The organism is Ponticoccus sp. (in: a-proteobacteria), from assembly GCF_048381735.1.
Genome location: NZ_JBLXGL010000004.1, coordinates 112463 through 138025, shown reverse-complemented (window position 1 = coordinate 138025; position 25563 = coordinate 112463). Strand labels below are relative to the sequence as shown.

The window sequence follows — 25563 nt, the reverse complement described above, 5'->3', positions numbered from 1 at the left end:
GCGCGCTCCGCGCGCGGGGGCAGAGCCCCCTCTCCGTCGCCGGCCCCGAAACACCGATACGGCGTGACCCGGGGCCGGCGGGCGGGCGCCTTTGCGCCAGCAAACAGTCCCGCCCCGGTCCCGCAATCCCGGCTCCACCGGCCCTGTCCCGCGCAATCGTGGCCCCAGGCAACGCTCCGGTCGCGCACCCCCACTGGCCCCTCCCGAAACCCTCTGCTAAAGCGCCTCCATGTTGCGCATCCAGTCCATAGGCTACTCGGTCGAGGGCCGCCCTCTCTTCGAAGAGGCCTCCGCCACCATCCCCACCGGCCACAAGGTCGGCCTCGTGGGGCCCAACGGCGCGGGCAAGACCACGCTCTTCCGGATCATCCGGGGCGAACTCACCCTCGACACCGGCTCGATCGACCTGCCGTCGCGCGCCCGCATCGGCGGCGTCAGCCAGGAGGTGCCCTCCTCCGAGACCACCATCCTCGACACGGTGCTCGCCGCCGACGCGGAACGCGCTGCCCTGATGGCCGAGGCGGAAACCGCCGAGGGCCACCGCATGGCCGAGGTCCAGACACGGCTGGCCGACATCGACGCATGGTCCGCCGAGGCTCGCGCCTCCACCATCCTGCGCGGCCTGGGCTTTGAACCCGAGGAACACAGGAATCCCTGCTCCGCCTATTCCGGCGGCTGGCGGATGCGCGTGGCGCTGGCAGGTGTGCTCTTCGCCCAGCCCGACCTGCTGCTTCTGGACGAACCGACCAACTACCTCGACCTCGAAGGCGCGCTCTGGCTGGAATCCTATCTTGCGAAATACCCGCATACGGTGATCGTCATCAGCCACGACCGCGGCCTTCTCAACCGCGCCGTGGGCAGCATCCTGCACCTCGAGGACCGCAAGCTGACCTATTACGGCACGCCCTACGACGGCTTCGTCAAGCTGCGCGCCGAAAAGCGCGCCCAGCAGGCCGCCACGGCGAAAAAGCAGCAGGACCGCCGCGATCACCTGCAAAGCTTCGTCGACCGCTTCCGCGCCAAGGCCACCAAGGCCAAGCAGGCGCAGGCACGCCTGAAGATGATCGAGCGCATGGACATGGTCACCGCCCCAGAAGAGGCGGCCAAGCGCGTCTTCACCTTCCCGCAGCCCGACGAGCTTTCCCCGCCGATCATCAATATCGACGGCGGCGCCACGGGCTATGACGGCAAGGCGGTCCTGCACCGCCTGAACCTGCGCATCGACCAGGACGACCGCATCGCGCTTCTGGGCAAGAACGGTCAGGGCAAATCCACCCTCTCCAAGCTGCTGGCCGACCGGCTGCCGCTGCTCGACGGCCAGATGAGCCGCTCGTCCAAGCTGCGCATCGGCTATTTCGCCCAGCATCAGGTCGACGAGCTGCACCTGGACGAGACGCCGCTTCAGCACCTGCAGCGCGAACGCCCCGACACGCCGCCCGCCAAGCTGCGCGCCCGCCTCGCGGGCTTCGGCCTTCAGGCCGCGCAGGCCGACACCGAGGTGGCGCGCCTTTCTGGTGGGCAGAAGGCGCGCCTCTCGCTGCTTCTGGCCACGCTGGACGCGCCGCATCTGCTGATCCTCGACGAGCCGACCAACCACCTCGATATCGAAAGCCGCGAGGCGCTGATGGAGGCGCTGACCGCCTACAACGGCGCGGTGATCCTCGTCAGCCACGACATGCACCTGCTGTCCATGGTGGCCGACCGGCTCTGGCTGGTCTCCAACGGCACGGTCAAGCCCTACGAGGACGACCTCGACGCCTATCGCGCCCTGCTTCTCTCTCCCGACGCGCCCGCGAAACCGGCCAAGCCCGTGGAAAAGCCCAAGCGCCCCTCCCGCGACCGCATCCTCGAGCTGCGCGCCGAGGTGCGCAAATGCGAGGGCCGCGTCGAAAAGCTCGAAGAGATGCGCGAGAAGCTGGCGCAGAAACTGGCCGATCCGGCACTCTACGAAGACGGGCGGGCCAACGAACTCGCGACCTGGAACAAGAAATACGCCGAGGTCATGGACGGGCTGCACAAGGCCGAAGGCCTCTGGATGGCGGCACAGGAACACCTCGACAAGGCCGAAACGGCCTGAAGCCGACGGGCAGGACAAGGGGCAGCGCCGCCAGTCGACCCGGTCGAAAAAGGCACGCAGCCCGGCCCCCCCTTCGCCCGGCAGCTCCCCCGCCCTGCCCCTTCGACGCGCGGGCGTCAGCCCCGATGCCGCCGGACCGGCCTGCGCCTCAACTCAGCGGCCCCCGCACCCTGCCCCGGCATGGCCAGGGCGCCGGAAGCATTGCGCGGGCGTCAAACCTGTTCTAGCCATTCAGGATGGATCAGACCTTCCTCATCGGCGCCTTCGCGACGCTCTTCGTGGTGATCGACCCGGTAGGCCTCGCGCCCATCTTCATCGCGCTGACCGCCGACACCGATGATCGGCACCGCCGGGCGGTGGCGCTGCGGGCGGTGCTGATCGCGGGCAGCCTGCTGACACTCTTCGCCTTCTTCGGAGAAGCGGTGCTGGGGTTCATCGGCATCTCGATGCCCGCCTTCCGCATCGCAGGCGGCATCCTGCTGTTCCTCACCGCGCTCGACATGCTGTTCGAGCGCCGCACCAAGCGCCGCGAGGATCAGGCCGACGAAGAGGACTTCCCCGACCCCTCTGTCTTTCCCATCGCGATCCCGCTGATCGCCGGACCCGGCGCCATCGCCACGATGATCCTGCTGGCGGGCCGGGCCGAGGGCGCGCTCGGCATGGCCGCCGTGCTTGGCGTCATGGCCGCCGTCCTCATGCTGGCCCTGCTGCTGTTCCTCTCCGCCGGCGTGATCGAACGCGGCCTCGGGCGGACCGGCATCAATGTCGTCACGCGCCTTCTGGGCATGCTGCTCGCCGCGCTGTCGGTCCAGTTCGTTCTGGACGGGTTGCGCGACTTCGGGTTGGCCAGCGGCGCCTGAGCGGCCCGCCGCCCCTGACATTCCACCGCCCGGGGCCTATATCTGAAGGGACCTGCGAGGAGACCGCCCATGTCCGGAGACCAGATCGGCAACCTGATCTACCTCAGCGTGCTGGGGGCGGCACTTCTGACCTGGCTGCTGGTCAGGGGCAGGCTGAACCTCAACAAGATGGCCCAGCACATGGCGGCCTGGGTGCTGATCTTCTTCGGCACCATTGCCGCCATTGGGCTGTGGGAGGATGTGCGCAGCACCGTCCTGCCACGGCAATCGGTCTTCGGAGAAGAGGGCCGCATCGAACTGCCCCGCGCCGAGGACGGCCATTACTACATCAGCCTGGAGGTCAATGGCACGCCGACCCGCTTCGTCGTGGACACCGGCGCCTCCGCCGTGGTGCTGACGGCGCGGGACGCGCAGCGGGCCGGGCTGGCAACCGGGGACCTCGTGTTCCTCTCCAGCGCCATGACCGCGAACGGATCGGTCCGGACTGCGCCGGTCACGCTGGACAGCCTGGCGCTCGGACCCATCGTCGACAGACGGATGCCCGCCTATGTGAACGGCGGCGAGATGGAGACCTCGCTGCTGGGCATGACCTACCTAGACCGCTTCGCCCGGGTGGAGATCGCCAACGGCCGGATGATCCTGCAACGCTGACACCAGCGCCGTTTTCTTGCAAAGAAAACGGCCCGGAAACTTTGGAAGTTTCCGGGTCCCGATCAGGTCTCGGCCTTCTTTTCCCAGCGCCCCGATTCTTCCGACCAGTATTGCGCCGCACAACCCGCCTTCTTCAGCGCCGTCCACTGACCGCGCGCCACCTGCAGAGCGCTTTCGTCGTGGCCGTCGAACAGCACGCAGACCCGCTCCAGCCGGTCGACCTCCTCGGACAGCAGCCGCGCGCCGTCGACGGTCATCAGGCAGGCCGGATCGTTCGCGGCCTCCTGCCCCTCGGTGCACAGAAGCACCGGCTGATCGGCGTCATGCGGCCCACCCGCCAGCCCGTGCGGCAGGAACCCCTCCTCGGGGCCCTGCCAAAGCGCCTCGTCCAGCCAGGCCATCCGCCCCGGCTCGGTGCCGCGCACCGCCACCCGCCAGCCGGCCTGTGCCGAGCGCTCCAGCAGCACGCGCAGCGTCTCCTGCATGGGACGCCGCGTCAGGTGATAGAAGTAGGCCGCGCCCAAGGGCCTCAGTCCTGCTCGAAGCGGTCGCGCACCAGCCGGTCCAGCGCCATCACGCCCCAGCCCGTGGCGCCCTTGGGTGACAGGGTGGTCTCGGCAGAGACCTGGGCCACACCCGCGATATCCAGGTGGATCCACGGCGTGCCGTCCTTGACGAAACGCTGCAGGAACTGCGCCGCAGTGATCGCTCCCGCGGGCCGCCCGCCGACGTTCTTCACGTCCGCCTTCTGCGACTTCAGCTGGTCGTCATAGGCCTTGCCCAGCGGCAGACGCCACGCGCCCTCACCCTCGGCCTCGGCGGCGGCCAGGAAATCCGCGGCCAGCCCGTCGTCGTTGGAAAACACCGCCGCGTTCTCGTGCCCCAGCGCGATGATGCAGGCGCCGGTCAGGGTGGCGAGGTCGATCATCGCCGCCGGTTTCTCGGAAAGCTGCGCGTGCCACATCACGTCCGCCAGCACCAAACGCCCCTCGGCATCGGTGTTGATCACCTCGATGGTGTCGCCCTTCATCGAGGTCACGATGTCGCCGGGCCGCTGCGCGCGGTCGCTGGGCATGTTCTCGACAAGGCCGACCATGCCGACCACATGCGCCTTGGCCTTGCGCAGCGCCAGCGTCTTCATCACACCCGAGACCACGCCCGCGCCGCCCATGTCCATGGTCATGTCCTCCATGCCCGCGGCGGGCTTCAGCGAGATGCCGCCGGTGTCGAAGACCACGCCCTTGCCGATCAGCGCCAGAGGCGCCCCCTCGGCGCCCTTCCAGCGCATCACCACGACCTTGGAGGGCATGGCCGAGCCCATGCCGACACCCAGCAAAGCGCCCATGCCCATCTCTTCCAGCCGGTCCTCTTCCAGCACCTCGACCTCAAGCCCGGTCTCGCGCAGCGCCTCCAGCCGCGCGGCGAACTCCTCGGTGCCCAGCACGTTGGTCGGCTCGGACACCAGGTCGCGGGTGAAGAAGACCCCCTCGGCCACGGCCCGCGCGGTGGCATAGGCCTCGCCCGCTTCCTCCGCGCCCTTGCACATGACGACGGAAGCCGCCGGACCCTCGGCAGGTTCGGACTTGCGCGCGGTGAAGGCATAGCCCTTCAGCGCCAGCCCCAGCGCGATCTGCGCGGGCCGCCGCGTGCCTTCCGCCAGCAGCGTCACGCCCGCCTTGCCGGCGGCCTTGGCGAGCGCCGCGCCCGCCCTGCGCGCCTCCGCGACCGAAGGCCTGCGCGGCAGCTTCACGATATCGACACCCTCGGCCGCCATGCCCGCGGGCCATGCCAGCGACAGCACCGCGCCGACCTCGAGCTTCTCCCAGGCCTCGCTCTCGACCGCGCGGGCCAGGGCGCCCTTGGTCAGGCGGCTCAGACGCCGCGCCGCGGGGCTCAGCGTGCCCTCCGCCGGGATCAGCACCGCCACGCGGCCCGTGGCCCCGGCCAGCGCCTCGATATCCACATCGGCAAAGGTGATCTCACGCAGGTCGGTCATGGGGGCTCTCCATATGCTTGTTCGTGCCAAGAGGTAACGCGCCCCCCGGACAATGGCCAGAGCCGCCAGGACCACCCGGCCCCGCCGGACGCTCCCCCGGGTTTTCTTCTGTCCGGAAATATCCCGGGGGGAGGTCCGCAAGGGCCGGGGGCAGAGCCCCCCTGCCCGCCGGACAAGATGCGCCGCCGCCACATCTTTATCCCCCCGGTGCGATCCGCTAGTCTCGCCCCGATCCGCATGGTCTGGGGGGACCGCCGTTTTGCAGAGATTCGACAGATACGTCCTGTCGCAACTGATGGTGTTGTTCGGCTTCTTCGCCCTGGTCCTGGTCTCCGTCTACTGGGTGAACCGGGCGGTGATCCTGTTCGACCGTCTGGTGTCCGACGGCCATACCGCAGGCGTCGTGCTGGAATTCACGGCGCTGTCGCTGCCCGCCGTCATCGCGCTGGTGCTGCCCATGGCGGGCTTTGCCGCGGCGGTCTACGTCACCAACCGCCTGTCCGGCGATTCAGAGCTGACCGTGGTCAAGGCCACCGGCTTCTCGCCCTGGCGGCTGGCCCGTCCGGTTCTGGCCTTCGGGCTGATCCTCGGGCTGATCCTGTCGATCCTGACCCATGTGCTGGTCCCCAAGAGCATCGAGCAGCTGCGCCTGCGCGAGCAGGAAATCGCCGGGTCGATCTCGGCACGGCTGCTGCGCGAAGGCGTCTTCCTGCACCCGACGCGCGGCGTCACCTTCTACATCCGCGCCATCACCACCGAGGGCGAGCTGCAGGACGTCTTCCTCACCGACGCCCGGCAGGCGGATCGCGAGACCACCTATACGGCGGAACGCGCCTACCTGCTGCGCGACGACGACGGACCGAAACTGGTGATGCTCTCGGGCATGGCGCAGACCGTCGACCGCGAGACCGGCAGCCTGTCGACGACGAATTTCGCCGACCTGACCTATGACATCTCGGGGCTGATCACGACCGGCCCAGCCAAGCGCCGCCGGGTCGAGTACATTGGCACGCCAGAGCTTTTGATGCGCACGCATCAGGTCGCCGAAGAGATCGGCGACACCCCCGGCGAAGTCCTCGAAGAGGCGCATATGCGCTTCCAGCTGCCGCTGCTGGCGCTGATCGCGCCGCTGATCGGCTTTTCCACGCTGATCGCGGGCGGGTTCTCGCGCTTCGGGGTGACGAAGCAGATCGTTCTCGCCATCTTCCTGCTGGTGCTGGTGAAACTGGTGGAAAGCGGCGTGACGGGACAGGTGAAGGACAATGGCGCGCTCTGGCCGCTGATCTACCTGCCCAGCCTCTTCGGGGCCGCCATCGCCACGGCCTTTCTGTGGCACGCGGGCCGCAGCGGCAGACCGGCGCGGCGCCACGCCCCGGCAGAGGGCACCGCCGCATGACCCTGCATCTCTATTTCGCGCGGCGCTTCCTGCTGCTGTTCCTCGGCATCCTTACCGTCTTCGCCCTGTTCCAGGGCCTGCTGGACCTGATCGAAGAGGTCGGCCGCTACGACAACGTGGGCTTCGGACAGGTGCTGCACCTGGTGCTGCTGAAACTGCCCGAAGGCCTGTACGAGATCGTCCCGCTGGTGATGATCCTCGCGACCATCGCGATGTTCCTTGGCCTCGCGCGGTCCTCGGAACTGGTCGTGACCCGGGCGGCGGGGCGGTCGGGGCTGGTGGCCCTGGCCTCGCCCGCGCTGGTGTCCTTCCTTCTGGGCCTGCTGGTCGTGGCGGTGATGAACCCCATCGTGGCCGCGACCTCCAAGCACTATGTCGACCTGCGCGAGGCCTATCAGACCGGCAATGCCGCGGCGCTGTCGATCGGCCCGGAAGGGCTCTGGCTGCGGCAGGGCGGGCCAGAGGGTCAGGCGGTGATCCATGCCGCCCGCACCAACCCCGAGGCCACGCGGCTCTTCGATGTCTCGATTGTCGCCTATGCCCCGGCAGGCGGCCCCAGGACCCGCATCCTCGCGGAAGAGGCAGAGCTTCAGGGCGGCGAATGGATCCTGACCAATGCCAAGGCCTGGCCGCTGGCGGCGGGCCTCAACCCCGAACTGGGGGCGCAGGAACACGAAACCCTCGCGATTTCCTCGACCCTGACGCAGGAAAGCATTCGCGACCGCTTCGGCAAGCCCTCCGCGGTGGCCATCTGGGACCTGCCCGCCTTCATCGCCGACCTCGACGCTTCCGGCTTTTCCGCGCGGCGGCACATCGTCTGGCTGAACATGGAAATGGCCCGCCCGCTGTTCCTTGTGGCGATGACGCTGATCGGCGCCGCCTTCACCATGAGACCCACCCGGCTGGGGCGCACGGGGCTGGCCGTACTGTCGGCGGTTCTGCTTGGCTTCGGTCTTTATTACGTGCGAAACTTCGCCCAGATCATGGGGGAGAACGGCCAGTTGGCACCACAAATCGCGGCCTGGGTGCCACCGGTGGCCTCTGTCCTGCTCGCGCTGGGGCTTGTACTGCACATGGAGGACGGATGACGCGTCTGACCCGCCGCCTTGCGACTCTTTTGTCGTTTTGCCTCGCACTGGCCACCGCGCCTGCCATGGCCCAGCCGACCGACGACGCCGGTGACGGCCCCGCCCTTCTGGTCGCCGACGACCTCTTCGTCGAGGGCGAGGACAGGCTGGTGGCCACCGGAAACGTCGAGGCCCTGCAAGGCGGGTATCGCCTGATCGCCACCCGGATCACCTATGATGGCAGCGCCGACCAGCTGGTCATCGAAGGCCCGATCCGCGTGCTGGACGAGGCGGGCAACCTGGTGACCGCCGACCGCGCCGAAATGGATCAGGCGCTGGAAAACGGCATCCTGACGGGCGCGCGCATGGTGCTGGACCAGCAGCTTCAGCTGGCCTCGGTCGAGGCCCGCCGGGTCGAAGGCCGCTACACGCAGCTCAGCCGCGTCGTCGCCACCTCGTGCCAGGTCTGCGGGCCGAACGGCGTGCCGCTCTGGCAGATCCGCGCCGCCCGGGTCGTGCACGACCAGCAGGCGCAGCAGCTTTACTTCGACAATGCCACCTTCCACATCGGGCGGGTGCCGGTCTTCTACTTCCCGCGCATCCGCCTGCCCGACCCGACGCTGGCGCGCGCGCGCGGCCTGCTGATCCCGACCTTCCGCTCGACCACCCTGCTGGGGCTTGGCGTGAAGGTGCCCTATTTCATCCCCATCGGCGACCATCAGGACGTGACCCTGATCCCCTACCTGTCGCCCAAGACCCGCACGATGGAATTCCGCTACCGCCGCGCCTTCCGCTACGGCGACCTGACGCTGACCGGCGGGCTGTCGCGGGACACGCTGCAGCCCGAGGCGCTGCGTGGCTACCTCTTCGCCGAGGGGCGCTTCGACCTGCCGGACGACTTCAAGCTGGAATTCGACCTCGCCTCGGTCAGCGACGAATCCTACCTCAACGACTACGGCATCAGCTCCAAGGACCGGCTGGCCAGCTCGGTCGCCGTGACGCGGGTCAAACGGGACGTCTTCATGCAGGCCAGCATCGTCAACTACCAGACGCTGCGCGACTCCGAAAGCAACGACACGCAGCCGCGGATCATGCTGGACTACTACGTCGAGCGGCGTTTCTTCCCCGCCGCCATCGGCGGCGAGCTGCGGCTCTCCGCAGAGACCCACGGCCACCTGCGCCGGTCGAAGCTGGACGTCGACGGACCGGATGACGACGACGAGGTCGACGGTCGCGATGTGGCGCGGCTGAACGCCGAACTCAGCTGGCGCGACCGCTGGACCGTCGGGCCGGGTCTGCGCATGGGGGTCACCGGGCATCTCTGGGCCGACCGTTTCATCACCGAACAGGACGCGACCTCGGACCGCGATGTCGCCAGCCTGACGCCGGGCGCCGCGGTGGAACTGCGCTGGCCGCTGCAACGGCGCGGCTTCGACGGCGGTCGGACCCTGCTGGAGCCGGTGGTCCAGCTTGGCTGGGTCGGCGGCGAGCGCAAGGCCAACCCCAACGACGAAAGCACCCGCGTCGACTTCGACGAGGCCAACCTGCTGTCGCTGTCGCGCTTCCCGGCGCCCGACCGCAGAGAGCGCGGCACCACCCTGGCGGCGGGCCTGCGCTGGATGCATCAGGCCCCGGCGGGATGGACCGCGGCCCTGACCTTCGGTCAGGTCTGGCGCACGGAAGAGGACTCCGAATTCTCGCTGTCCTCCGGTCTCAGCCGCGAAACCGTGTCGGACCTGCTGATCGCCGGGCGCTTTTCGGCGCCCTTCGGGCTGACCATCAGTGCCCGGGGCCTGCTGGACAAGGATGCCCGGTTCAACAAGGCAGAGGCGCTGGCCAGCTGGTCCAACAGCCGCCTCGACCTGAACGCCTCCTACCTGCTTCTGGTCCGCGACAACGACGAGGACCGCGCCAGCGGACAGTCGGAATGGACCTTCGACAGCACCTATCAGGTCAGCCGCCACTGGGCGGCCTCGACCGAGGCGCGCTACGACCTTGCCGACCGGCGGCTTGACCGCCTTGGCCTTGGCCTGCAATACCGCAATGAATGCATCGAGGTCGGGTTCGCGGCGCGGCGCAACTATGCGTCCGCCTCGAACCTCGAACCCTCGACCGATTTCGATCTGACCGTCGCGCTGAAAGGCTTCAGCACCGGCGGCAGTGCCAAGGAGTACCGACGCACATGCGCCTTCTGACCCGTCTCCTCGCCCCGGCCGCGCTGGCCATGGCCGCCGTCCTCGCCCAGCCGCAGGCGGCGCCCGCGCAGGGCCTCTTCGCGCCCGCGATCATCGTCAACGATCAGGTCATCACAGGCTATGAACTGGAGCAGCGGCAGCGCATGCTGTCGGTGCTGCGGGCGCCGGGCGACGTCACCAAGCTGGCCCGCGAGCAGTTGATCGACGACCGCCTGCGGATGCAGGCCGCCCGCGCCAACGGCGTGGTCGTCGACGAAGAGGCCGTCGCCGCCGGGATGGAGGAATTCGCAGGCCGCGCCAACCTGACACGCGCCGAGTTCACGAAGGCGCTGGCCGCCTCCGGGGTCGCCGAGGAAACCTTCCGTGACTTCGTCAGCGCCGGCGTGGCATGGCGCGAGGTCGTGCGCGCCCGCTTTGCCTCGCGGGCTTCCATCGACGAGGCAGAGATCGACCGCGCCATCTCCCGGCAGGGCGGCGGCAGCAGCGTGCGCGTTCTGCTGTCCGAGATCATCATGCCGATGCCCCCGCAGCAGGAAACCACCGTGCGCGACCGCGCCAACCGCATCGCGCAGCTGCGTTCGACCTCGGCCTTCTCGGAACAGGCGCGGCGCTTCTCGGCCACCGCCTCGCGCGGGAACGGCGGGCGCCTGCCCTGGCAGGACCTGACAGAGCTGCCGCCGCCGCTGCAGCCGCTGGTTCTGGGTCTCGCCCCCGGAGAGGTCACCGACCCGATCCCGCTGCAGGGCGCCATCGCGCTGTTCCAGCTGCGCGACATCGAGGAGGGCGCCTATACTGCGCCCGAGGTCTCGGCCATCGAATATGCCGCCTACTACATGGCGGGCGGGCGTTCGGCAGAGACACTGGCCAGGGCGCGGGTGCTTGCGGGCAAGGTCGACCGCTGCGACGACCTCTATGGCGTGGCCAAGGGCCAGCCGGCCAGCGTTCTGGACCGGGGCACCCTGCCCATCGACCAGATCCCCACGGATATCGCCTACGAACTGTCCAAGCTCGACCCCGGCGAGGTTTCCACGGCGCTGACACGGGCGAACGGCCAGACACTGGTCTTCCTGATGCTCTGCGGGCGCACCAGCGCCATTGCCGAAGAAGCCGACCGCGAGCGGATCACCGTGGGCCTGCGCAACCAGCGCCTGACCGCGCTGGCGGACGGCTACCTCGCGCAGCTGCGCGCCGACGCCCGCATCCTCGACCAATGACGGCATCCGGCGCGCGCCGCGCCATCGCGCTCAGCTGCGGCGAACCGGCAGGCATCGGCCCCGAACTGGCCGAGGCCGCATGGCAGGGACTGGGCGCCTCGGTCCCATTCTTCTGGATCGGCGACCCGGCGCATCTGCCGGGCACCGTCCCGCATGTGGTCCTGACCGACCCGGACGAGGCCGTCACGGTGGCCGCCTCTGCCCTGCCCGTCCTGCCGCTGGACATGCCCGGCGCCCGCGTGCCCGGCGCGCCGGTCGCCAGCCATGCGGCGGGCGTGGTAGAGGCCATCGCGCGCGGCGTCTCTCTGGTGACCGGGGGACGGGCGGCGGCGCTCTGCACCCTGCCGATCCACAAGAAGGCGCTGGCGGACGGCTGCGGCTTCGCCTACCCGGGCCATACGGAATACCTCGCCCATCTCGCGGGCGCCGAGGAGGTGGTGATGATGCTGGCCTCCGACCGGCTGCGGGTGGTGCCTGCCACGATCCATATCCCGCTGTCGGTCGTCCCCGCCGCGCTGACGCCCGCCCTGCTGGAAAAGCGCCTGCGCATCACCCACCGCGCCCTGCAAGAGCAGTTCGGCATCGCAGCACCCCGCATCGCGGTGGCCGGGCTGAACCCGCACGCCGGTGAAGGCGGGCGCATGGGCCACGAGGACGAGACGGTGATCGCCCCGGTTCTCGACCGCCTGCGCGCCGAGGGCATGGACCTGCGCGGCCCCCTGCCCGCCGACACCATGTTCCACGACCGCGCCCGCGCCGGATACGACGCGGCGGTCTGCATGTACCACGATCAGGCCCTGATCCCGATCAAGACGCTGGATTTCGACGAGGGGGTGAACGTGACGCTGGGCCTTCCTTTCGTGCGCACCTCGCCCGACCACGGCACCGCCTTCGACATCGCGGGCAAGGGTCTGGCGAATCCCTCTTCGACCATCGCCGCCCTGCGGCTGGCGGCGCGCCTGTCATGAGCGTCGAGACCCTGCCGCCCCTGCGCGAGGTCATCGCCAAGCACCAGCTGTCCGCGCGCAAGGCGCTGGGGCAGAACTTCCTCTTGGATCTGACCCTGACCGCCCGCATCGCCCGCATTCCCGGCGACCTCTCGGGCATGGACGTGCTGGAAGTCGGCCCCGGCCCCGGCGGCCTGACGCGCGGGCTGCTGTCGGAAGGCGCGCGCCGCGTGCTGGCCATCGAGAAAGACCCGCGCTGCCTGCCCGCGCTGGCCGAGATCGCCGAGGCCGCCCCGGGCCGCCTTCAGGTCATCGAGGGCGACGCGCTCGAGGTCGACGCGCTGGCACATCTGACGCCGCCCATCGCGATCTGCGCCAACCTGCCCTACAACGTCGGCACCGAACTCTTGATCCGCTGGCTGACGCCGCCCGAATGGCCGCCCTTCTGGTCCTCGCTCACGCTGATGTTCCAGAAAGAGGTGGCAGAGCGCATCACCGCAGAGCCGGGGTCGAAGGCCTATGGCCGCCTCGCGATCCTGTCGCAGTGGCGCGCGACCCCGCGCATCGCGCTGACCCTGCCGCCCGGCGCCTTTACCCCGCCGCCGAAGGTGTCCTCGGCAGTGGTCCACCTGACCGCCCTGCCCGAGCCGCGCTTCCCCGCCCAGCCGAAGCTGCTGGAGCGTGTGGTCGCCGCCGCCTTCAACCAGCGGCGCAAGATGCTGCGGGCGGCGCTGAAGGGCCTCGCCCCCGACATCGAGGACCGGCTGCATACGGCGGGCATCGCCCCCACCGAGCGCGCCGAGCGCGTCCCGCTGGAGGCCTTCTGCGCCCTCGCCCGGACCTTCGAATAGCGCCATAGACCGCTCCGCAGAACGCAAAGCGCCGCCACGGTTTCCCGGGCGGCGCCTTTCGATTCGGTCTGCGGTGTTACTCTGCCGCGGCGTCCGGGCTCTGCGGAGTCTCGGTGGCGGGCGCCTCCGAAGCCTCGGCCTTGGGCTGGCGCGGCTTGCGCGGGGCGCGCGGCTTGCGCGGCTTGGGCGCGGGCTTGGGCGCCTCGTCCTTCGTCTCTTCGGCGGGCTTGGTCTCGGCCCGCGACTCCGGCGTTTCGACAAGGCCAGAGCCGTCGTCGTCCCCGCCAACCATGTCGAAGATGTCCGGCTGCGGCGCATCCGAGGGGTCCACGGCGGGTTGCTGGCGGCGGCGCGAAGGCTGGCGCTCGCCCTTTTCCTTCGCCTCGGGGGCGCTGGTGCCGACCTCGGGCTGATCACCCTCGTCCGGGCGCTGGTCACCGTCGTTCTGGTCGCGCTGGTTGCGATCGCGGTCACGCTGGGCCTGACGCTCGCGGTTCTCGCGCTCCTGCTGCTCGCGCCGCTGATCCTGCTCACGCTGTGCTTCGCTCAACATGCGCAGGTAATGCTCCGCATGCTGCTGGAAGTTCTCGGTCGCGACCCTGTCATTGCCCAGCGAGGCGTCGCGGGCCAATTGGTTGTACTTGTCGATAATCTGCTGCGGCGTACCGCGCACCTTGCCCTCGGGGCCGCTGCTGTCGAACACGCGGTTGACGACATTGCCCAGTGAGTTGCGGTTACGGTTGTTCTTGTTCCGCGAGCGGGATTTGGATGAACGCATGTTTTCTGGTATCCAGCCTTTTTTCTTCGGCTTGGTGAGCGGCTGCGCCACAGGGGCGCCAAATTTCGTTCCGTCACCGTGATGTATGGCTTGGCGTCGGCCGGATCGGCGTGTTGCCCATCGACTGCCCGACTGACAGTGAATATGCACACGGACATGCCTCAGACAAGCCCAAATCCGTGTCGAAACCGTTGAAACCGGCGATTTAACGCGGGAAATCGCCAGTTTCCCACAGTTTTTTTTCGCCCCGGCGCACGGTCTCAGCGCGGCGCGACCCCGGTGACAACCCGATCGCGCCCGTCGATATCGGGCACCACCCGCACCTTGCGCAGGCCCGCCTGCGCAAACAGCTGCGACACCGCCATGCCCTGCGCCGCGCCGATTTCGACCACCAGACGGCCCCCCGGCGCCAGCCAGGACGAATAGCCTTCGAGGATGGCGTGATAGGCGGTCAGCCCGTCCGCCTCGTCCGTCAGGGCCAGCCGGGGCTCGTGATCGCGCACCTCCGGCGTCAGGAAGGGCATCTCGTTCACCGCGATATAGGGCGGGTTCGACACGATCAGGTCGAAGCTCTCGGTCGAGCCCCGCAGCGGCTCGTACCAGCTGCCCTCTTCCAGAGCGGCCCGCGACTCCAGCCCCAGCGCGTTGCGGTTCCACATGGCCACGTTCAGCGCCTCGGCGCTGAGGTCCGTGCCGATGCCCACCGCCGTCTCGCGCTCGGACAAAAGCGTCAGCAGGATGCAGCCCGACCCGGTGCCCAGGTCCAGCACCGTGGAAAAGGGTTGCGCCAGTGCCACCTCGATCAGCGTCTCGGTCTCGGGGCGCGGGTCCAGAACCTCGGGCGTGACGAGGAAGTCGCGCCCGTAGAACATCCGCCGTCCGACCAGATGGCTGACCGGCACATGGTCAGCGCGCCGCTCGATCAGGGTCAGGTAGACAAGCTCCTGCTCGGGATCGACCGGTTCCGGAAGGACCAGCGTCAGGCGTCCCGGCGGGACCTTCAGCACATGCGACAGCAGCCGCCGGGCATCGCGGCCCGGATCGGGGATGTCCTCGCCCGCCAGCCGCGCCGTGCCCTGCGCCAGAAGGTCAGAGCCCCGCATTGCCACCTGCCCCGCGCAAATTCCATCCATGGAATTTGGCAAATTTCTTCGAAGAAATTTTCGCCGCCCGGGTCACAGCTGCATTTCCGCCAGCTGTGCCGCCTGATGTTCGGCCGTCAGCGCATCGACGATCTCGTCGAGGTCGCCCTGAAGGATCTGCTCCAGCCGGTAGAGCGTCAGTCCGATGCGGTGATCTGTCATGCGCCCCTGCGGAAAGTTATAGGTGCGGATGCGCTCGGACCGGTCGCCGGACCCGACCTGCGCCTTGCGGTCGGCAGAGCGCGCGCTCTCGGCCTTCTGCCGCTCCATGTCGAAGAGACGCGCGCGCAGCACCTGCATGGCAATCTCGCGGTTGCGGTGCTGCGACTTCTCGGAAGAGGTCACCACGATCCCCGAGGGGATATGGGTGATCCGCACCGCGGAATCGGTGGTGTTGACATGCTGCCCGCCCGCGCCGCTGGAGCGCATGGTGTCGATGCGGATATCGTTCGGGTCGATGCGGATATCGAGTTCTTCGGCCTCGGGCAGCACGGCCACGGTGGCGGCAGAGGTGTGGATGCGCCCGCCGCTTTCGGTCTCGGGCACCCGCTGGACCCGGTGCACCCCGCTTTCGAACTTCAGACGGGCAAAGACGTTCTCTCCGACGATCCGCACCACAAGGTCGCGCACGCCGCCCAGTTCCGACAGCTGCTCTTCCACGACCTCCCAGCGCCAGCCGCGCGCCTCGGCGTAGCGCTGGTACATCCGCGCCAGATCCGACGCGAACAGCGCCGCCTCGTCGCCGCCGGTGCCGGGCCGGATCTCCAGCATCGCGGGGCGCGCGTCGGCGGCGTCCTTCGGCAGAAGCGCCAGCTGCACCGCGTGTTCGGCCTCGGGCAGACGGGCGCGCAGCTGCGGCAGCTCTTCCTCGGCCAGCGCCTTCATCTCGGGGTCGGCCAGCATCGCCTCGGCCTCGGCGATATCCTCCCGCAGGCGCTCCCACTCGGAGATCTGCGCCACCACGGGCTTCAGCTCGGCGTATTCACGCCCCAGCGCGGCAATGTCGCCCTCGCCTGTGGACATGCGCGCCTCGACATATCCGAGGCGCTCCTTGATCTGTTGCAAACGGTCTGTCGGGATCATGAGGTTCAATCGCGCATGGGCGCGGGGCCGTCAAGCGTCCTCGGCGGCAGCCTCGCGCGCGCGCAGGGCCTTCAGCCAGCTTTCGACACGTTCGTGGTTCACGCCCATGTCCGACTGGCCAAAGCGCGCCCGGGCATAAAGCTCGATGACCCCATCCTCGGCCTTGACGGTCGTGTAGTCGGGGAAGCCCATCCACTTCGACCGCGTGACATAGGTGATCTGCGCATCCTCCGGTGTGCCCACCAGCACGTCGGTCCGCGGCGTGGCAAGGATGATCGCGTTCAGCGCCTGCAGCGTCTCCGCCCCGCCCGGGATCCGGCGCCGCACGCCGTTGGACAGATCCTGATCCGCCGTCACCTGCGGATCGACGTTCCAGACCGCGGGGTCCGAGGGCGCAAGCCGGATCCAGGCCAGGCCGCCGAGGACGATCGCGAGGATGAGGAAGAAGACCATGCGCACGGAATATCCTGTCTGGCTGACTGCGGTTCCGGGGCAGGAATGCCACGAATCGCCGCGATTGTGAAAGGCACCGTTGCAGGCGGGCGCGGGAGTCCCGCCCCGCCCCGCAGGCGCATGCCCAGAGAGGTGAGCGGTATCAGCCGGTTATTCAAGACATATCCCGGAAGGGCCGGAGCCAGAGACGCCGGACCCCGGGCAGACGGGCGGGATTTCGCCGATCCGCGCCGCGCAGGCCACCGCGCACCCCCGGGCCTGCGGCGGCTGCCTCAGCGCCGGGTCGAGGCCCAGATGCTCAGCAGCTCGGTCGCGACATGGGCCGCCGCGATGGCCGTGGCGCCACTGGTGTCGAAGGGCGGCGAGACCTCGACCACGTCGCCGCCGACCATGTTCACCCCCGCCAGACGCCGCAGCATCACCGCCGCCTGATGGCTGGTCAGCCCGCCCCAGACCGGCGTGCCGGTGCCGGGCGCGAAGGCCGGGTCCAGCGCGTCGATGTCGAAGGTGATGTAGCAGGCGGCGCGCCCGACGATCCGATGCACCTGCTCGGCGATCCGCTCGGGCCCGGCGGCATGGACCTCCCGCGCGTCGAGGATATGAAAGCCCATGGTATCGGGGTTGTCGGTGCGGATGCCGATCTGAACCGACCGTTCGGGCACCACGATGCCCTCTTTCGCCGCCGTGTACAGGAAGGTGCCGTGATCCACGCGGCCCGGGTCGTCGTCCGCCCATGTGTCGGTATGGGCATCGAACTGGATCACCGAAAGCGGCCCGTGGACCGCGGCATGAGCCCTCAGCGCCCCGAGCGTCACCGAGTGATCGCCCCCCAGCGCCACGCAGGCCGCGCCCGCGTCGAGAATGCCGCGCACATGCGCCTCGATCCGCGCCGGCACCTCTGCGGGCATGGCATAGTCGAAGGCCATGTCGCCGTAGTCGGCGATGGCGAAGTCCGAGAGCACGTCGAAGTCCCAGCCATAGGGCTTGTCCATGGTCTGCAACAGCGAGGCCTCGCGGATCGCCCGCGGCCCCAGCCGCGTGCCGGGCCGGTTGGTCACCGCCTGGTCGAATGGCAGCCCGGTCACGGCGATATCCACGCCGGTCAGGTCCTTGGTGTATCTGCGCCGGAGGAAAGAGGCGGCCCCGGCGAAGACATTCTCGAACGACGGCCCCTTCAGGTCGTCGCGGGTGAAGGCGTGGTCGATCTGGCGCTTGGCATCTTCGAGGGACATGCGGGCGGGGCCTTTTCCGGGTGCCGGGGTGGGTGGGCGGGCGGCGCCCGGAAAAGGCCCCGCCCGGCAGTGCTCTGGCGCAAGCGTTACAAAGGCAGGGCCTTCTCGACAAGCCGCGCGAAGAAGCTGGCGCCGATGGGCGCGATGCGGTCGTTGAAGTCGTATTGCGGATGATGGCAGGACGGCGTGTCGCCCTGCCCGAGGAACAGGTAGGCGCCGGGGCGCGCCTGCAGCATATAGGCGAAATCCTCGCCCGGCATGATCGGCGGCGTATCGGCATCCACCTTGTCGGCGCCCAGCACCTCGCGCGCGACCGCGCAGGCAAAGGCCGCCTGTTCGGGATGGTTGATCGTCGGCGGATAGCCTTCGACATAGTCCAGCACCGCACTCTGGCCGAAGCTTTTGGCCTGGAACTCGACGACCTCGGCCATGCGGGCCTTGACCCCCTGCTGCGCGGCCTTGTCGTAATACCGCACCGTCCCGTTCAGGACGGCGCTCTCGGGCACGATGTTCATGGCGCTGCCGGTGTGGATCTGCGTCACGCTCAGGATCACCCGGTCGAGCGCATCGACGTTGCGCGACAGGATCGTTTGCAGCGCCATGACGGTCGAGGCCGCGGCCACGACCGGATCGCGGGTCGCATGGGGCTGCGCCCCGTGTCCGCCGACGCCGGTGATGGTGACGGTGAACTCGTCCACCCCCGCCAGCAGCGGGCCGGGGTTGGTGTTCAGCGTGCCCTCGGGCAGGCCCGGGGAATTGTGGATGCCATAGACCTCCTCGATGGCGAAACGGTCCATGATGCCCTCTTCGACCATGATCCGCCCGCCGCCCTCGTTTTCCTCGGCGGGCTGGAAGATCAGCGCCACGCGACCCTTGAAGTTGCGCGTCTCGGCCAGGTATTTCGCAGCACCCAGCAGCATCGTGGTATGGCCGTCGTGCCCGCAGGTATGGGCCAGTCCGGGCACGGTCGAGGCATGGTCGGTGCCCGAAAGATCCTCCATCGGCAGCGCGTCCATGTCGGCGCGCAGGCCGATGGTCCGCCCCGGCTCGCGCCCCTCGATGATCGCCACCACTCCCGAGCGCGCGATGCCCTGATGGATCTCGGTGATGCCGAAGTCCGTCAGCCTGTCGACGACAAAGGCCGCGGTCTTGAAGCAGTCGAGACCCAGTTCCGGATTGCGGTGCAGGTGGTGGCGCCAGCCGGTCATCTCTTCGGCGCTGGCGGCAATGGAATTCACGATGGCCATGGGGATCTCCTTTGTCGCGTACAGCCTCTGCGGATAAGCGCCCCTGCGCAAGCCCCGGCGCACGCTCTGCCCGAGCCGGCAGAGCGCCTTCGGCGCGCATTAGCTCTTGGGGGCAAGGCCCGTCGCCATTGTCTCTCGGACCAATGGCGCGACAATGACGCCCCCCGGATGGGGCTCTGCCCCAAACCCCGAGGTATTTTTGGACCAGAGAAAAAGGGGCAGTGGCGCTCGAACGGTCTTTCCGGTGCCAGCCTTCGTCAGGCCGGGCCGGTCCTTTGCTGGACTCCGCTCGCGGGATCGGAGAGGACCGTGGCACCGCCAAGCAGGAGGACATGTCCATGACCGAATCCGATCGACTGGTTCACGACCCCAGGGGCGGCCTGCCCCGTCTGGTCGAGATCATGCGCCGCCTGCGCGATCCCGAGACCGGCTGTCCCTGGGACATCGAGCAGGATTTCGCCTCTGTCGCCCCCTATACCATCGAGGAGGCCTACGAGGTCGCCGACGCCATCGACCGGCAGGCCTGGGACGAGTTGAAAGGCGAATTGGGCGACCTGCTGTTCCAGTCGGTCTTTCACGCGCAGATGGCGGCGGAACGGGGGCTCTTCGACATCGCGGATGTTGCCGACACCATGTCCGACAAGATGGTGGCGCGGCACCCGCATGTCTTCGGCGAGGAAAGCCGCGACAAGTCCCCGGAGCAGCAGACCCGCGACTGGGAAACGATCAAGGCCGCCGAGCGCGCCCGCAAGGCCGAGACCGGCGTGCTGGACGGCGTGGCGCTGGGGCTGCCGGCGCTGCTGCGCGCCGTCAAGCTGCAGAATCGCGCCGCGCGGGTGGGCTTTGACTGGCCCGGCACCGACGAGGTCATGGACAAGCTGCGCGAGGAAATGGACGAGCTGCGGCAGGCTCCGGATGCGGATGAGCGCTTCGAGGAATTCGGCGACCTGCTCTTTGTCATGGCCAACCTCGCCCGTCACCTGAAGATCGACCCCGAGGCCGCACTGCGCGCCGCGAACGCAAAATTCACGCGCCGGTTCAGATATATAGAAGACGCCCTCAATGCCGTAGGCAAGCATCCGAAGGACAGTTCCCTGGCAGAGATGGATGCGCTTTGGGACGCCGCCAAGGCCCTGGAGAAGCGCCGCTAGGGACAGTTGATCTTCGGGCCGCGCGGCACCCCTTTTCCGATAGAATTACTCAGCCATTGACCAGAGTGTTTTACTCGGATTAATTGCGCGCGAAGTCACATGGACACGAGAGGAGATCCCATGTTCCTGCGCGCTACCACCGCCCTTACCCTGACGGCCCTGGCCGCCCCGGCGCTGGCCGAAGGAGAGGTCAACCTGTACTCCTACCGCCAGCCCGAGCTGCTGGCACCGCTGACCGACGCCTTCACCGAGGCGACCGGCATCGCGGTCAATGTTGCCCACCTCGACGACGGCATGGTCGAGCGGCTTCAGGCCGAGGGCAGCCGCTCGCCGGCCGACCTGGTCTTTACCGTCGATATCTCGCGCCTCTTCGCCGTGGTCGACGCCGGGCTGACCCAGTCGGTCGAAAGCGAAACCCTCAGCGAAAACGTGCCCGCGCAGTACCACGACCCCGACGGTCACTGGTGGGGCCTGACCACCCGCGCGCGCATCGTCTATGCCTCGAAAGAGCGCGTCGACCCGGCCGAGGTGACCTCCTACGAGGATCTCGCCGATCCGAAGTGGCAGGGCCGCATCTGCACCCGCTCGGGCACGCATCCCTACAATGTCGCACTGGTCTCGGCGGTTCTGCACCACCACGGCGAAGAAGCCACCAAGGCATGGCTGGAGGGCGTGAAGTCCAACCTCGCCCGCAAACCGCAGGGCAACGACCGCGCGCAGGTCAAGGCGATCTGGGCCGGCGAATGCGATATCTCGCTCGGCAACACCTACTACATGGGCAAGATGCTGGAGGACGAGGAGCAGAAGGCATGGGCCGACAGCGTCAACGTCCTGTTCCCGACCTTCGAAGAGGGCGGCACCCATGTGAACATCTCGGGTGTGGCGATGACGGCGAATGCGCCGAACCGCGAGAACGCGCTGAAGATGATGGAATTCCTGTCCTCGCCCGAGGCACAGGAGATCTACGCCGAAGCGAACTACGAATACCCGATCGCGCCCGGCTCCGAGGCCATCGACCTGGTGAAGGGCTGGGGCAGCTTCGAGGCTGACGAGACCAACCTGATGACCCTGGCAGAGCTGCGCGGCCAGGCGCTGCGGCTGATCGAAGAGGTCGATTTCGACGGCTGATCGCAGCCGCGCAGCCGCCGACAGAGGAAACGCCCCCGCATGACCCTGCGGGGGCGTTTTGCGTTGCAGGGCCCGGGGAACCGCCCGCGCCCTGCCCTTCTTCGGTCCGGAAATACCTCGGAGAGCGCGAGAGGCAGCGCCTCTCGCAGGGCCGCGCAGCGGGCGTTCCGCCACCACCCCGCAAAAGGAAACGGCGCCCGATGGGCGCCGTCCTCAACATTCAGCCGACTGATGGGCTTACTGGGCTTCCGAGATGAACTTCACCGCGTCGCCGAAGGTCTGGATGGTCTCGGCCGCGTCGTCCGGGATCTCGATGCCGAACTCTTCCTCGAAGGCCATGACCAGCTCGACGGTGTCGAGCGAGTCGGCGCCGAGGTCGTCGATGAACGAAGCGTTCTCGGTAACCTTCTCTTCTTCGACGCTCAGGTGCTCGACCACAATCTTCTTCACGCGATCTGCGATATCGCTCATGTCTTTCCCTCACAGTTCATTCGGACCTTCGGTCCGGTTCGCCCTGCCCCGCGGCTTGGCTTTCATTGCCCGTTCCCGGGCGGCTCGATCTCCCGGCGTGCCGGGGGCTGACAGGGCCGGCGCATGGCGGCCCCGCCCGTAAACCTCGGGCGCCTATAGCACAGGCTGCTGGGATGGCAAATGCTTTCCCGCGCGGCCCCTGCCCGGCTTTCCGGTGCCGTCTACACCATGGCCATGCCGCCGTTCACATGCAATGTCGAACCGGTGACATAGGCCGCTTCGGGGCTGGAAAGATAGAGAACCGCGGCAGCGATCTCCTCCGCTTCGCCCATGCGCCCGGCGGGGATCTGCGTCAGGATCGCCGCCTTCTGCTCGTCGTTGAGCTTGTCGGTCATCGCGGTGCGGACAAAGCCCGGCGCGACGGCGTTCACCGTGACCCCGCGCGTCGCCACCTCGTAGGCCAGCGACTTCGACATGCCCACCAGCCCCGCCTTGGCAGCGGCATAATTGCCCTGCCCGGGATTGCCCGTGGTGCCAACCACCGAGGTGATATTGACGATCCGGCCCCAGCGCGCCTTCATCATGCCGCGCAGGACCCCCTTGCACAGCCGGAACGAGGCGGTGAGGTTGACCTCGAGCACCTGCGCCCATTCCTCCTCGGACATGCGCATGAACAGGTTGTCGCGGGTGATTCCGGCGTTGTTCACCAGGATATCGACGGCGCCCATGGCCTCGGCGGCCTGCTTGGGCAGCGCGGTCACCGCCTCGGCATCGCCAAGGTTGCAGGGCAGCACATGGGCCCGCGAACCCAGCTCGGCGGCCAGCGCCTCCAGCGGCTCGGTGCGGGTTCCGGACAGACCCACGGTGGCTCCTGCACCGTGCAGCGCCTTGGCGATCTCTCCGCCGATGCCGCCGGACGCGCCGGTGATCAGCGCAGCCTTCCCTGTCAGATCAAACATTTCGCTCTCCATTCGCGCGGTGCGAATTCCGTCACGGAATTCGCACCGTTTTCTTTCCAAGAAAACGGCCCCGCGGGGCCGCTGTCCTGTGTCATGCCGTCAGGCTCCGGGCCGCGGCGCTCACGTCGGCGGCGGTGCCCACCGCCTGCACCGAGGCCTCCTTGTGGATGCGGCGCACCATGCCCGACAGCGCCTTGCCGGCGCCGATTTCCCAGAATTCGGTCACCCCCTGCCCGACCATGAAGGCCACCGACTCGCGCCAGCGCACCGCGCCGCAGACCTGCTCGACCAGCAGTGAGCGGATCGTCGCCTCGTCCGTCACCCGGTCGGCGGTCACATTGGCCACCAGGGGCACCGCGGGCGCCGAGATATGCACGTCGTCCAGCGCTTCGGCCATGACGCGGGCCGCCGGGGCCATCAGCGCACAGTGGAAGGGCGCGCTGACCGGCAGCATCAGCGCCCGCTTGGCCCCGGCCTCCTTGGCCAGCGCCGCGGCGCGTTCCACCGCCGCCTTCGCGCCGGAAATCACCACCTGCGCCGGGTCGTTGTCATTGGCCGCCGCAAGCACCTCGCCCGCTGCGGCCTCGGCCACCAGTTTGCGCACCGCCGCCAGGTCGAGCCCCAGAACCGCCGCCATGGCGCCCTCGCCCACCGGCACCGCCTCTTGCATGGCCTTGCCGCGCAGCCGCAGAAGCCGGGCCGCATCCGCCAGGGTCAGGCTGCCCGCCGCCGTCAGCGCCGAGTATTCGCCCAGCGAGTGTCCCGCCACGAAGGCAGCCGCCCCGATCGTCACGCCCTCGGCCTCGAGCGCGCGCATCGCCGCCAGCGAGGTCGCCATCAGCGCGGGCTGCGCGTTCTGCGTCAGGGTCAGGGTCTCGGCGTCGCCTTCCCAGATCAGGGCAGAGAGGCTTTCGCCCAATGCCTCGTCGACCTCGTCAAAGACCGCACGCGCGGCGGGGTAGGCCTCGGCCAGATCGCGGCCCATGCCGATGGCCTGTGCCCCCTGTCCCGGGAAGATGAATGCGCGGCTCATGACCCTCTCCTTGCGTGATGCCGATCTTGTTGAAGACAAGCCCTTACAAGGCGGACGAGGCTTCCGCAATCTCCGCCTGAGTCGGACGGTCACGTGATCCCTGCGCGCAACGCGCCCGGCGCGCCGCCCGTCAGGGCGCGGTACGAGGGGTCACGCGCCTGCGCGCGTTGCGCCCGTCACGGCACGGAAGGCGGCTCGGGCGCCCGCCCGGGAACGCCGCAGAGCGCACCGGGGCAGACAGCCCATCGCAAGGGGCGCAACGGTCCTTTCCCGGCGAGAGGCCGGGGCCCGCTCAGCCCCTCTGTCCGCGTGTGACGACCAGGCAGCACATCCCGGCAATCAGCATGACCAGCGAGATGCCCAGTTTCATCAGGAACAGCATCGGCATCCCGCCCGAGACCGGCACAAGCCAAAGCCCGAAGGCCGCCAGCGTCAGGGCGCCGCCCAGCACCGTCAGCAGGACACGCGCCAGAAAATTCGGGGCACGGGGGGATTCGGCCCGGGGCGCCCGGTCTGTCTGGGGTGCGGTTGCGGTCATGATCTCTCCTGCAGGGTCCTGGCGGTCGTGCCCGCAGTGTCCCGGCACAAGTGGACAGCATTGCGGCGCCTTCCGGGAATTGCTGCGGCGCCGCAGCGAACCCTTGCGAAACCCGCCTATCCGTGTATATGGGGCCTTCCTCTCGCAAGACGTATTCATCCCGCGCAGTCTCTCGTGGGCAGGGTGCGAGAGGCCAAGGCCCCTGCCCTTTGAAATGCGCCATGACAGAAATGGAGTGCACATGCCGCTTTACGAGCATGTCTTTATCTCGCGTCAGGACCTGTCCAACGCGCAGGCCGAAGGTCTCGTCGAACATTTCGGCACCGTCCTGTCGGACAACGGCGGCAAGGTCGTCGAATCCGAGTACTGGGGCGTCAAGACCATGGCGTTCAAGATCAACAAGAACCGCAAGGGCCACTATGCCTTCCTCAAGACCGACGCCCCCGCGACGGCCGTGCAGGAAATGGAGCGCCTGATGCGCCTGCACGACGACGTGATGCGCGTGCTGACCATCAAGGTGGACGACCACGAGGAAGGCCCCTCCGTCCAGATGCAGAAGCGTGACGAGCGCGGCGACCGTGGTGATCGCGGCGACCGTGGTGACCGCGGCGACCGCCGCGAACGTCGCAACTGATCCCGGGACTGAGGAGTTAAACCATGGCTACCAAACCGTTTTTCCGTCGTCGGAAAGTCTGCCCCTTCTCGGGCGACAATGCCCCCAAGATCGACTACAAGGACACCAAGCTCCTGCAGCGCTACATTTCCGAGCGTGGCAAGATCGTCCCCTCGCGCATCACTGCCGTCTCGGCAAAGAAGCAGCGTGAACTGGCCCGCGCCATCAAGCGCGCCCGCTTCCTCGCCCTGCTCCCCTATGTCGTGAAGTAAGGAGAGAGTCCCATGCAAGTCATTCTTCTGGAACGCGTGGCCAAGCTCGGCCAGATGGGCGATGTCGTCGACGTCAAGCCCGGCTATGCCCGCAACTACCTGCTGCTTCAGGGCAAGGCGCTGACCGCTTCGAAAGAGAACATCGCCTCCTTCGAAACGCAGAAAGCCCAGCTCGAAGCGCGCAACCTCGAAACCCGCAAGGAAGCCGA

At 68.3% G+C, this 25563-nt stretch carries 26 protein-coding genes; 14 read left to right on the top strand and 12 right to left on the bottom strand.

The window, feature by feature from the left end; all coding sequences use genetic code 11:
• Positions 1 to 229 precede the first annotated feature (229 nt).
• The 3 genes from ACN5KJ_RS10180 (at position 230) to ACN5KJ_RS10170 (ending at position 3588) form a co-directional block, all read left to right on the top strand.
• A complete protein-coding gene (locus ACN5KJ_RS10180; protein WP_418593749.1) occupies positions 230 to 2077 on the top strand; it encodes an ABC-F family ATP-binding cassette domain-containing protein in 1848 nt (615 codons plus the stop codon).
• Between the two features lie 236 nt (positions 2078 to 2313).
• The gene (locus ACN5KJ_RS10175; protein ID WP_418593747.1) at positions 2314 to 2937 is read left to right on the top strand and encodes a MarC family protein; all 624 of its coding nucleotides are present in this window, start codon (positions 2314 to 2316) and stop codon (positions 2935 to 2937) included.
• Between the two features lie 69 nt (positions 2938 to 3006).
• Positions 3007 to 3588: a retropepsin-like aspartic protease family protein gene (locus ACN5KJ_RS10170; RefSeq protein ID WP_418593745.1), complete on the top strand. Its 582-nt coding sequence runs from the start codon at positions 3007 to 3009 to the stop codon at positions 3586 to 3588.
• Between the two features lie 62 nt (positions 3589 to 3650).
• On the opposite strand, the gene ACN5KJ_RS10165 is transcribed toward ACN5KJ_RS10170, so the two are convergent.
• Both ACN5KJ_RS10165 and ACN5KJ_RS10160 read right to left on the bottom strand, forming a co-directional pair.
• Positions 3651 to 4112, bottom strand: a complete 462-nt coding sequence (locus ACN5KJ_RS10165) for a DNA polymerase III subunit chi (protein WP_347165068.1) — start codon at positions 4110 to 4112, stop codon at positions 3651 to 3653.
• 5 nt (positions 4113 to 4117) lie between these two features.
• Complete coding sequence (locus ACN5KJ_RS10160; RefSeq protein WP_418593743.1) at positions 4118 to 5584, bottom strand: leucyl aminopeptidase; 1467 nt, start codon at positions 5582 to 5584, stop codon at positions 4118 to 4120.
• A gap of 259 nt (positions 5585 to 5843) precedes the next feature.
• On the opposite strand from ACN5KJ_RS10160, the gene lptF reads away from it, so the two are divergent.
• From lptF to rsmA, 6 genes are read left to right on the top strand one after another with little or no spacing between them, the layout of a single operon-like run.
• The gene (lptF, locus tag ACN5KJ_RS10155) at positions 5844 to 6980 is read left to right on the top strand and encodes an LPS export ABC transporter permease LptF (RefSeq protein ID WP_418593741.1); all 1137 of its coding nucleotides are present in this window, start codon (positions 5844 to 5846) and stop codon (positions 6978 to 6980) included.
• A complete protein-coding gene (gene lptG / locus ACN5KJ_RS10150; protein ID WP_418593739.1) occupies positions 6977 to 8068 on the top strand; it encodes an LPS export ABC transporter permease LptG in 1092 nt (363 codons plus the stop codon). Before lptF ends, lptG begins: the two co-directional genes overlap by 4 nt.
• A complete protein-coding gene (locus ACN5KJ_RS10145) occupies positions 8065 to 10242 on the top strand; it encodes an LPS-assembly protein LptD (protein WP_418593737.1) in 2178 nt (725 codons plus the stop codon). Before lptG ends, ACN5KJ_RS10145 begins: the two co-directional genes overlap by 4 nt.
• Positions 10230 to 11456 carry a peptidylprolyl isomerase gene (locus ACN5KJ_RS10140; protein ID WP_418593736.1) on the top strand — a complete coding sequence of 409 codons (1227 nt, stop codon included), beginning with the start codon at positions 10230 to 10232 and terminating at the stop codon, positions 11454 to 11456. The genes ACN5KJ_RS10145 and ACN5KJ_RS10140 overlap by 13 nt, the downstream gene beginning before the upstream one ends.
• Entirely contained in the window at positions 11453 to 12424 is a 972-nt protein-coding gene (pdxA, locus tag ACN5KJ_RS10135) for a 4-hydroxythreonine-4-phosphate dehydrogenase PdxA (protein WP_418593735.1), read from the top strand. The genes ACN5KJ_RS10140 and pdxA overlap by 4 nt, the downstream gene beginning before the upstream one ends.
• Entirely contained in the window at positions 12421 to 13254 is an 834-nt protein-coding gene (rsmA, locus tag ACN5KJ_RS10130) for a 16S rRNA (adenine(1518)-N(6)/adenine(1519)-N(6))-dimethyltransferase RsmA (protein ID WP_023850224.1), read from the top strand. The genes pdxA and rsmA overlap by 4 nt, the downstream gene beginning before the upstream one ends.
• A gap of 76 nt (positions 13255 to 13330) precedes the next feature.
• Here rsmA and ACN5KJ_RS10125 read toward each other — a convergent pair whose 3' ends face one another.
• From ACN5KJ_RS10125 to ACN5KJ_RS10100, 6 genes are all read right to left on the bottom strand, one after another.
• Entirely contained in the window at positions 13331 to 14032 is a 702-nt protein-coding gene (locus ACN5KJ_RS10125; protein ID WP_347165077.1) for a DUF4167 domain-containing protein, read from the bottom strand.
• 260 nt (positions 14033 to 14292) lie between these two features.
• The gene (gene prmC, locus ACN5KJ_RS10120; RefSeq protein WP_418593733.1) at positions 14293 to 15135 is read right to left on the bottom strand and encodes a peptide chain release factor N(5)-glutamine methyltransferase; all 843 of its coding nucleotides are present in this window, start codon (positions 15133 to 15135) and stop codon (positions 14293 to 14295) included.
• A 72-nt stretch (positions 15136 to 15207) separates the two neighbouring features.
• The gene (gene prfA, locus ACN5KJ_RS10115) at positions 15208 to 16257 is read right to left on the bottom strand and encodes a peptide chain release factor 1 (protein WP_418593731.1); all 1050 of its coding nucleotides are present in this window, start codon (positions 16255 to 16257) and stop codon (positions 15208 to 15210) included.
• A gap of 30 nt (positions 16258 to 16287) precedes the next feature.
• Positions 16288 to 16710 (bottom strand): DUF1499 domain-containing protein, encoded by a 423-nt coding sequence (locus tag ACN5KJ_RS10110; RefSeq protein WP_418593730.1) that lies wholly within the window; start codon positions 16708 to 16710, stop codon positions 16288 to 16290.
• 272 nt (positions 16711 to 16982) lie between these two features.
• A complete protein-coding gene (gene speB, locus ACN5KJ_RS10105) occupies positions 16983 to 17942 on the bottom strand; it encodes an agmatinase (RefSeq protein WP_347165080.1) in 960 nt (319 codons plus the stop codon).
• A gap of 86 nt (positions 17943 to 18028) precedes the next feature.
• Positions 18029 to 19189: a M20 aminoacylase family protein gene (locus ACN5KJ_RS10100; RefSeq protein ID WP_418593728.1), complete on the bottom strand. Its 1161-nt coding sequence runs from the start codon at positions 19187 to 19189 to the stop codon at positions 18029 to 18031.
• Between the two features lie 338 nt (positions 19190 to 19527).
• On the opposite strand from ACN5KJ_RS10100, the gene mazG reads away from it, so the two are divergent.
• Positions 19528 to 20340 (top strand): nucleoside triphosphate pyrophosphohydrolase, encoded by an 813-nt coding sequence (gene mazG / locus ACN5KJ_RS10095; RefSeq protein WP_418593726.1) that lies wholly within the window; start codon positions 19528 to 19530, stop codon positions 20338 to 20340.
• A 120-nt stretch (positions 20341 to 20460) separates the two neighbouring features.
• Positions 20461 to 21468, top strand: a complete 1008-nt coding sequence (locus ACN5KJ_RS10090; protein WP_418593724.1) for a Fe(3+) ABC transporter substrate-binding protein — start codon at positions 20461 to 20463, stop codon at positions 21466 to 21468.
• A 237-nt stretch (positions 21469 to 21705) separates the two neighbouring features.
• Here the strand turns inward: ACN5KJ_RS10090 and ACN5KJ_RS10085 are convergent, their stop codons facing one another.
• The 4 genes from ACN5KJ_RS10085 to ACN5KJ_RS10070 form a co-directional block, all read right to left on the bottom strand.
• Positions 21706 to 21939, bottom strand: coding sequence for an acyl carrier protein (locus tag ACN5KJ_RS10085; RefSeq protein WP_023850233.1), 234 nt, complete (start codon positions 21937 to 21939; stop codon positions 21706 to 21708).
• Between the two features lie 221 nt (positions 21940 to 22160).
• Positions 22161 to 22898, bottom strand: coding sequence for a 3-oxoacyl-[acyl-carrier-protein] reductase (fabG, locus tag ACN5KJ_RS10080; RefSeq protein WP_347165084.1), 738 nt, complete (start codon positions 22896 to 22898; stop codon positions 22161 to 22163).
• 91 nt (positions 22899 to 22989) lie between these two features.
• Complete coding sequence (gene fabD / locus ACN5KJ_RS10075) at positions 22990 to 23931, bottom strand: ACP S-malonyltransferase (protein WP_418593722.1); 942 nt, start codon at positions 23929 to 23931, stop codon at positions 22990 to 22992.
• A 292-nt stretch (positions 23932 to 24223) separates the two neighbouring features.
• Positions 24224 to 24469, bottom strand: a complete 246-nt coding sequence (locus tag ACN5KJ_RS10070) for a hypothetical protein (RefSeq protein ID WP_418593721.1) — start codon at positions 24467 to 24469, stop codon at positions 24224 to 24226.
• A gap of 241 nt (positions 24470 to 24710) precedes the next feature.
• Between ACN5KJ_RS10070 and rpsF the strand changes: the two genes are divergently transcribed.
• The 3 genes from rpsF to rplI all read left to right on the top strand — a co-directional run.
• Positions 24711 to 25103, top strand: coding sequence for a 30S ribosomal protein S6 (gene rpsF, locus ACN5KJ_RS10065; RefSeq protein ID WP_417722359.1), 393 nt, complete (start codon positions 24711 to 24713; stop codon positions 25101 to 25103).
• Between the two features lie 23 nt (positions 25104 to 25126).
• Positions 25127 to 25354 carry a 30S ribosomal protein S18 gene (gene rpsR, locus ACN5KJ_RS10060; protein WP_417722360.1) on the top strand — a complete coding sequence of 76 codons (228 nt, stop codon included), beginning with the start codon at positions 25127 to 25129 and terminating at the stop codon, positions 25352 to 25354.
• A gap of 12 nt (positions 25355 to 25366) precedes the next feature.
• A partial coding sequence (gene rplI / locus ACN5KJ_RS10055) for a 50S ribosomal protein L9 (protein WP_418593719.1) occupies positions 25367 to 25563 on the top strand: 197 nt, incomplete at its 3' end.

Bases quoted from the DNA above. Each gene is read 5' to 3' on its own strand.
- ACN5KJ_RS10070 (WP_418593721.1), bottom strand. From the start codon at position 24,469: ATGACCGCAACCGCACCCCAGACAGACCGGGCGCCCCGGGCCGAATCC.
- ACN5KJ_RS10145 (WP_418593737.1), top strand. From the start codon at position 8,065: ATGACGCGTCTGACCCGCCGCCTTGCGACTCTTTTGTCGTTTTGCCTC.
- ACN5KJ_RS10180 (WP_418593749.1), top strand. From the start codon at position 230: ATGTTGCGCATCCAGTCCATAGGCTACTCGGTCGAGGGCCGCCCTCTC.
- ACN5KJ_RS10160 (WP_418593743.1), bottom strand. From the start codon at position 5,584: ATGACCGACCTGCGTGAGATCACCTTTGCCGATGTGGATATCGAGGCG.
- prmC (WP_418593733.1), bottom strand. From the start codon at position 15,135: ATGCGGGGCTCTGACCTTCTGGCGCAGGGCACGGCGCGGCTGGCGGGC.
- ACN5KJ_RS10125 (WP_347165077.1), bottom strand. From the start codon at position 14,032: ATGCGTTCATCCAAATCCCGCTCGCGGAACAAGAACAACCGTAACCGC.
- fabG (WP_347165084.1), bottom strand. From the start codon at position 22,898: ATGTTTGATCTGACAGGGAAGGCTGCGCTGATCACCGGCGCGTCCGGC.
- mazG (WP_418593726.1), top strand. From the start codon at position 19,528: ATGACCGAATCCGATCGACTGGTTCACGACCCCAGGGGCGGCCTGCCC.
- prfA (WP_418593731.1), bottom strand. From the start codon at position 16,257: ATGATCCCGACAGACCGTTTGCAACAGATCAAGGAGCGCCTCGGATAT.
- pdxA (WP_418593735.1), top strand. From the start codon at position 11,453: ATGACGGCATCCGGCGCGCGCCGCGCCATCGCGCTCAGCTGCGGCGAA.
- rsmA (WP_023850224.1), top strand. From the start codon at position 12,421: ATGAGCGTCGAGACCCTGCCGCCCCTGCGCGAGGTCATCGCCAAGCAC.
- ACN5KJ_RS10090 (WP_418593724.1), top strand. From the start codon at position 20,461: ATGTTCCTGCGCGCTACCACCGCCCTTACCCTGACGGCCCTGGCCGCC.
- ACN5KJ_RS10175 (WP_418593747.1), top strand. From the start codon at position 2,314: ATGGATCAGACCTTCCTCATCGGCGCCTTCGCGACGCTCTTCGTGGTG.
- fabD (WP_418593722.1), bottom strand. From the start codon at position 23,931: ATGAGCCGCGCATTCATCTTCCCGGGACAGGGGGCACAGGCCATCGGC.
- rpsR (WP_417722360.1), top strand. From the start codon at position 25,127: ATGGCTACCAAACCGTTTTTCCGTCGTCGGAAAGTCTGCCCCTTCTCG.
- speB (WP_347165080.1), bottom strand. From the start codon at position 17,942: ATGTCCCTCGAAGATGCCAAGCGCCAGATCGACCACGCCTTCACCCGC.
- ACN5KJ_RS10100 (WP_418593728.1), bottom strand. From the start codon at position 19,189: ATGGCCATCGTGAATTCCATTGCCGCCAGCGCCGAAGAGATGACCGGC.
- rpsF (WP_417722359.1), top strand. From the start codon at position 24,711: ATGCCGCTTTACGAGCATGTCTTTATCTCGCGTCAGGACCTGTCCAAC.
- lptG (WP_418593739.1), top strand. From the start codon at position 6,977: ATGACCCTGCATCTCTATTTCGCGCGGCGCTTCCTGCTGCTGTTCCTC.
- ACN5KJ_RS10085 (WP_023850233.1), bottom strand. From the start codon at position 21,939: ATGAGCGATATCGCAGATCGCGTGAAGAAGATTGTGGTCGAGCACCTG.
- ACN5KJ_RS10140 (WP_418593736.1), top strand. From the start codon at position 10,230: ATGCGCCTTCTGACCCGTCTCCTCGCCCCGGCCGCGCTGGCCATGGCC.
- ACN5KJ_RS10170 (WP_418593745.1), top strand. From the start codon at position 3,007: ATGTCCGGAGACCAGATCGGCAACCTGATCTACCTCAGCGTGCTGGGG.
- ACN5KJ_RS10110 (WP_418593730.1), bottom strand. From the start codon at position 16,710: ATGGTCTTCTTCCTCATCCTCGCGATCGTCCTCGGCGGCCTGGCCTGG.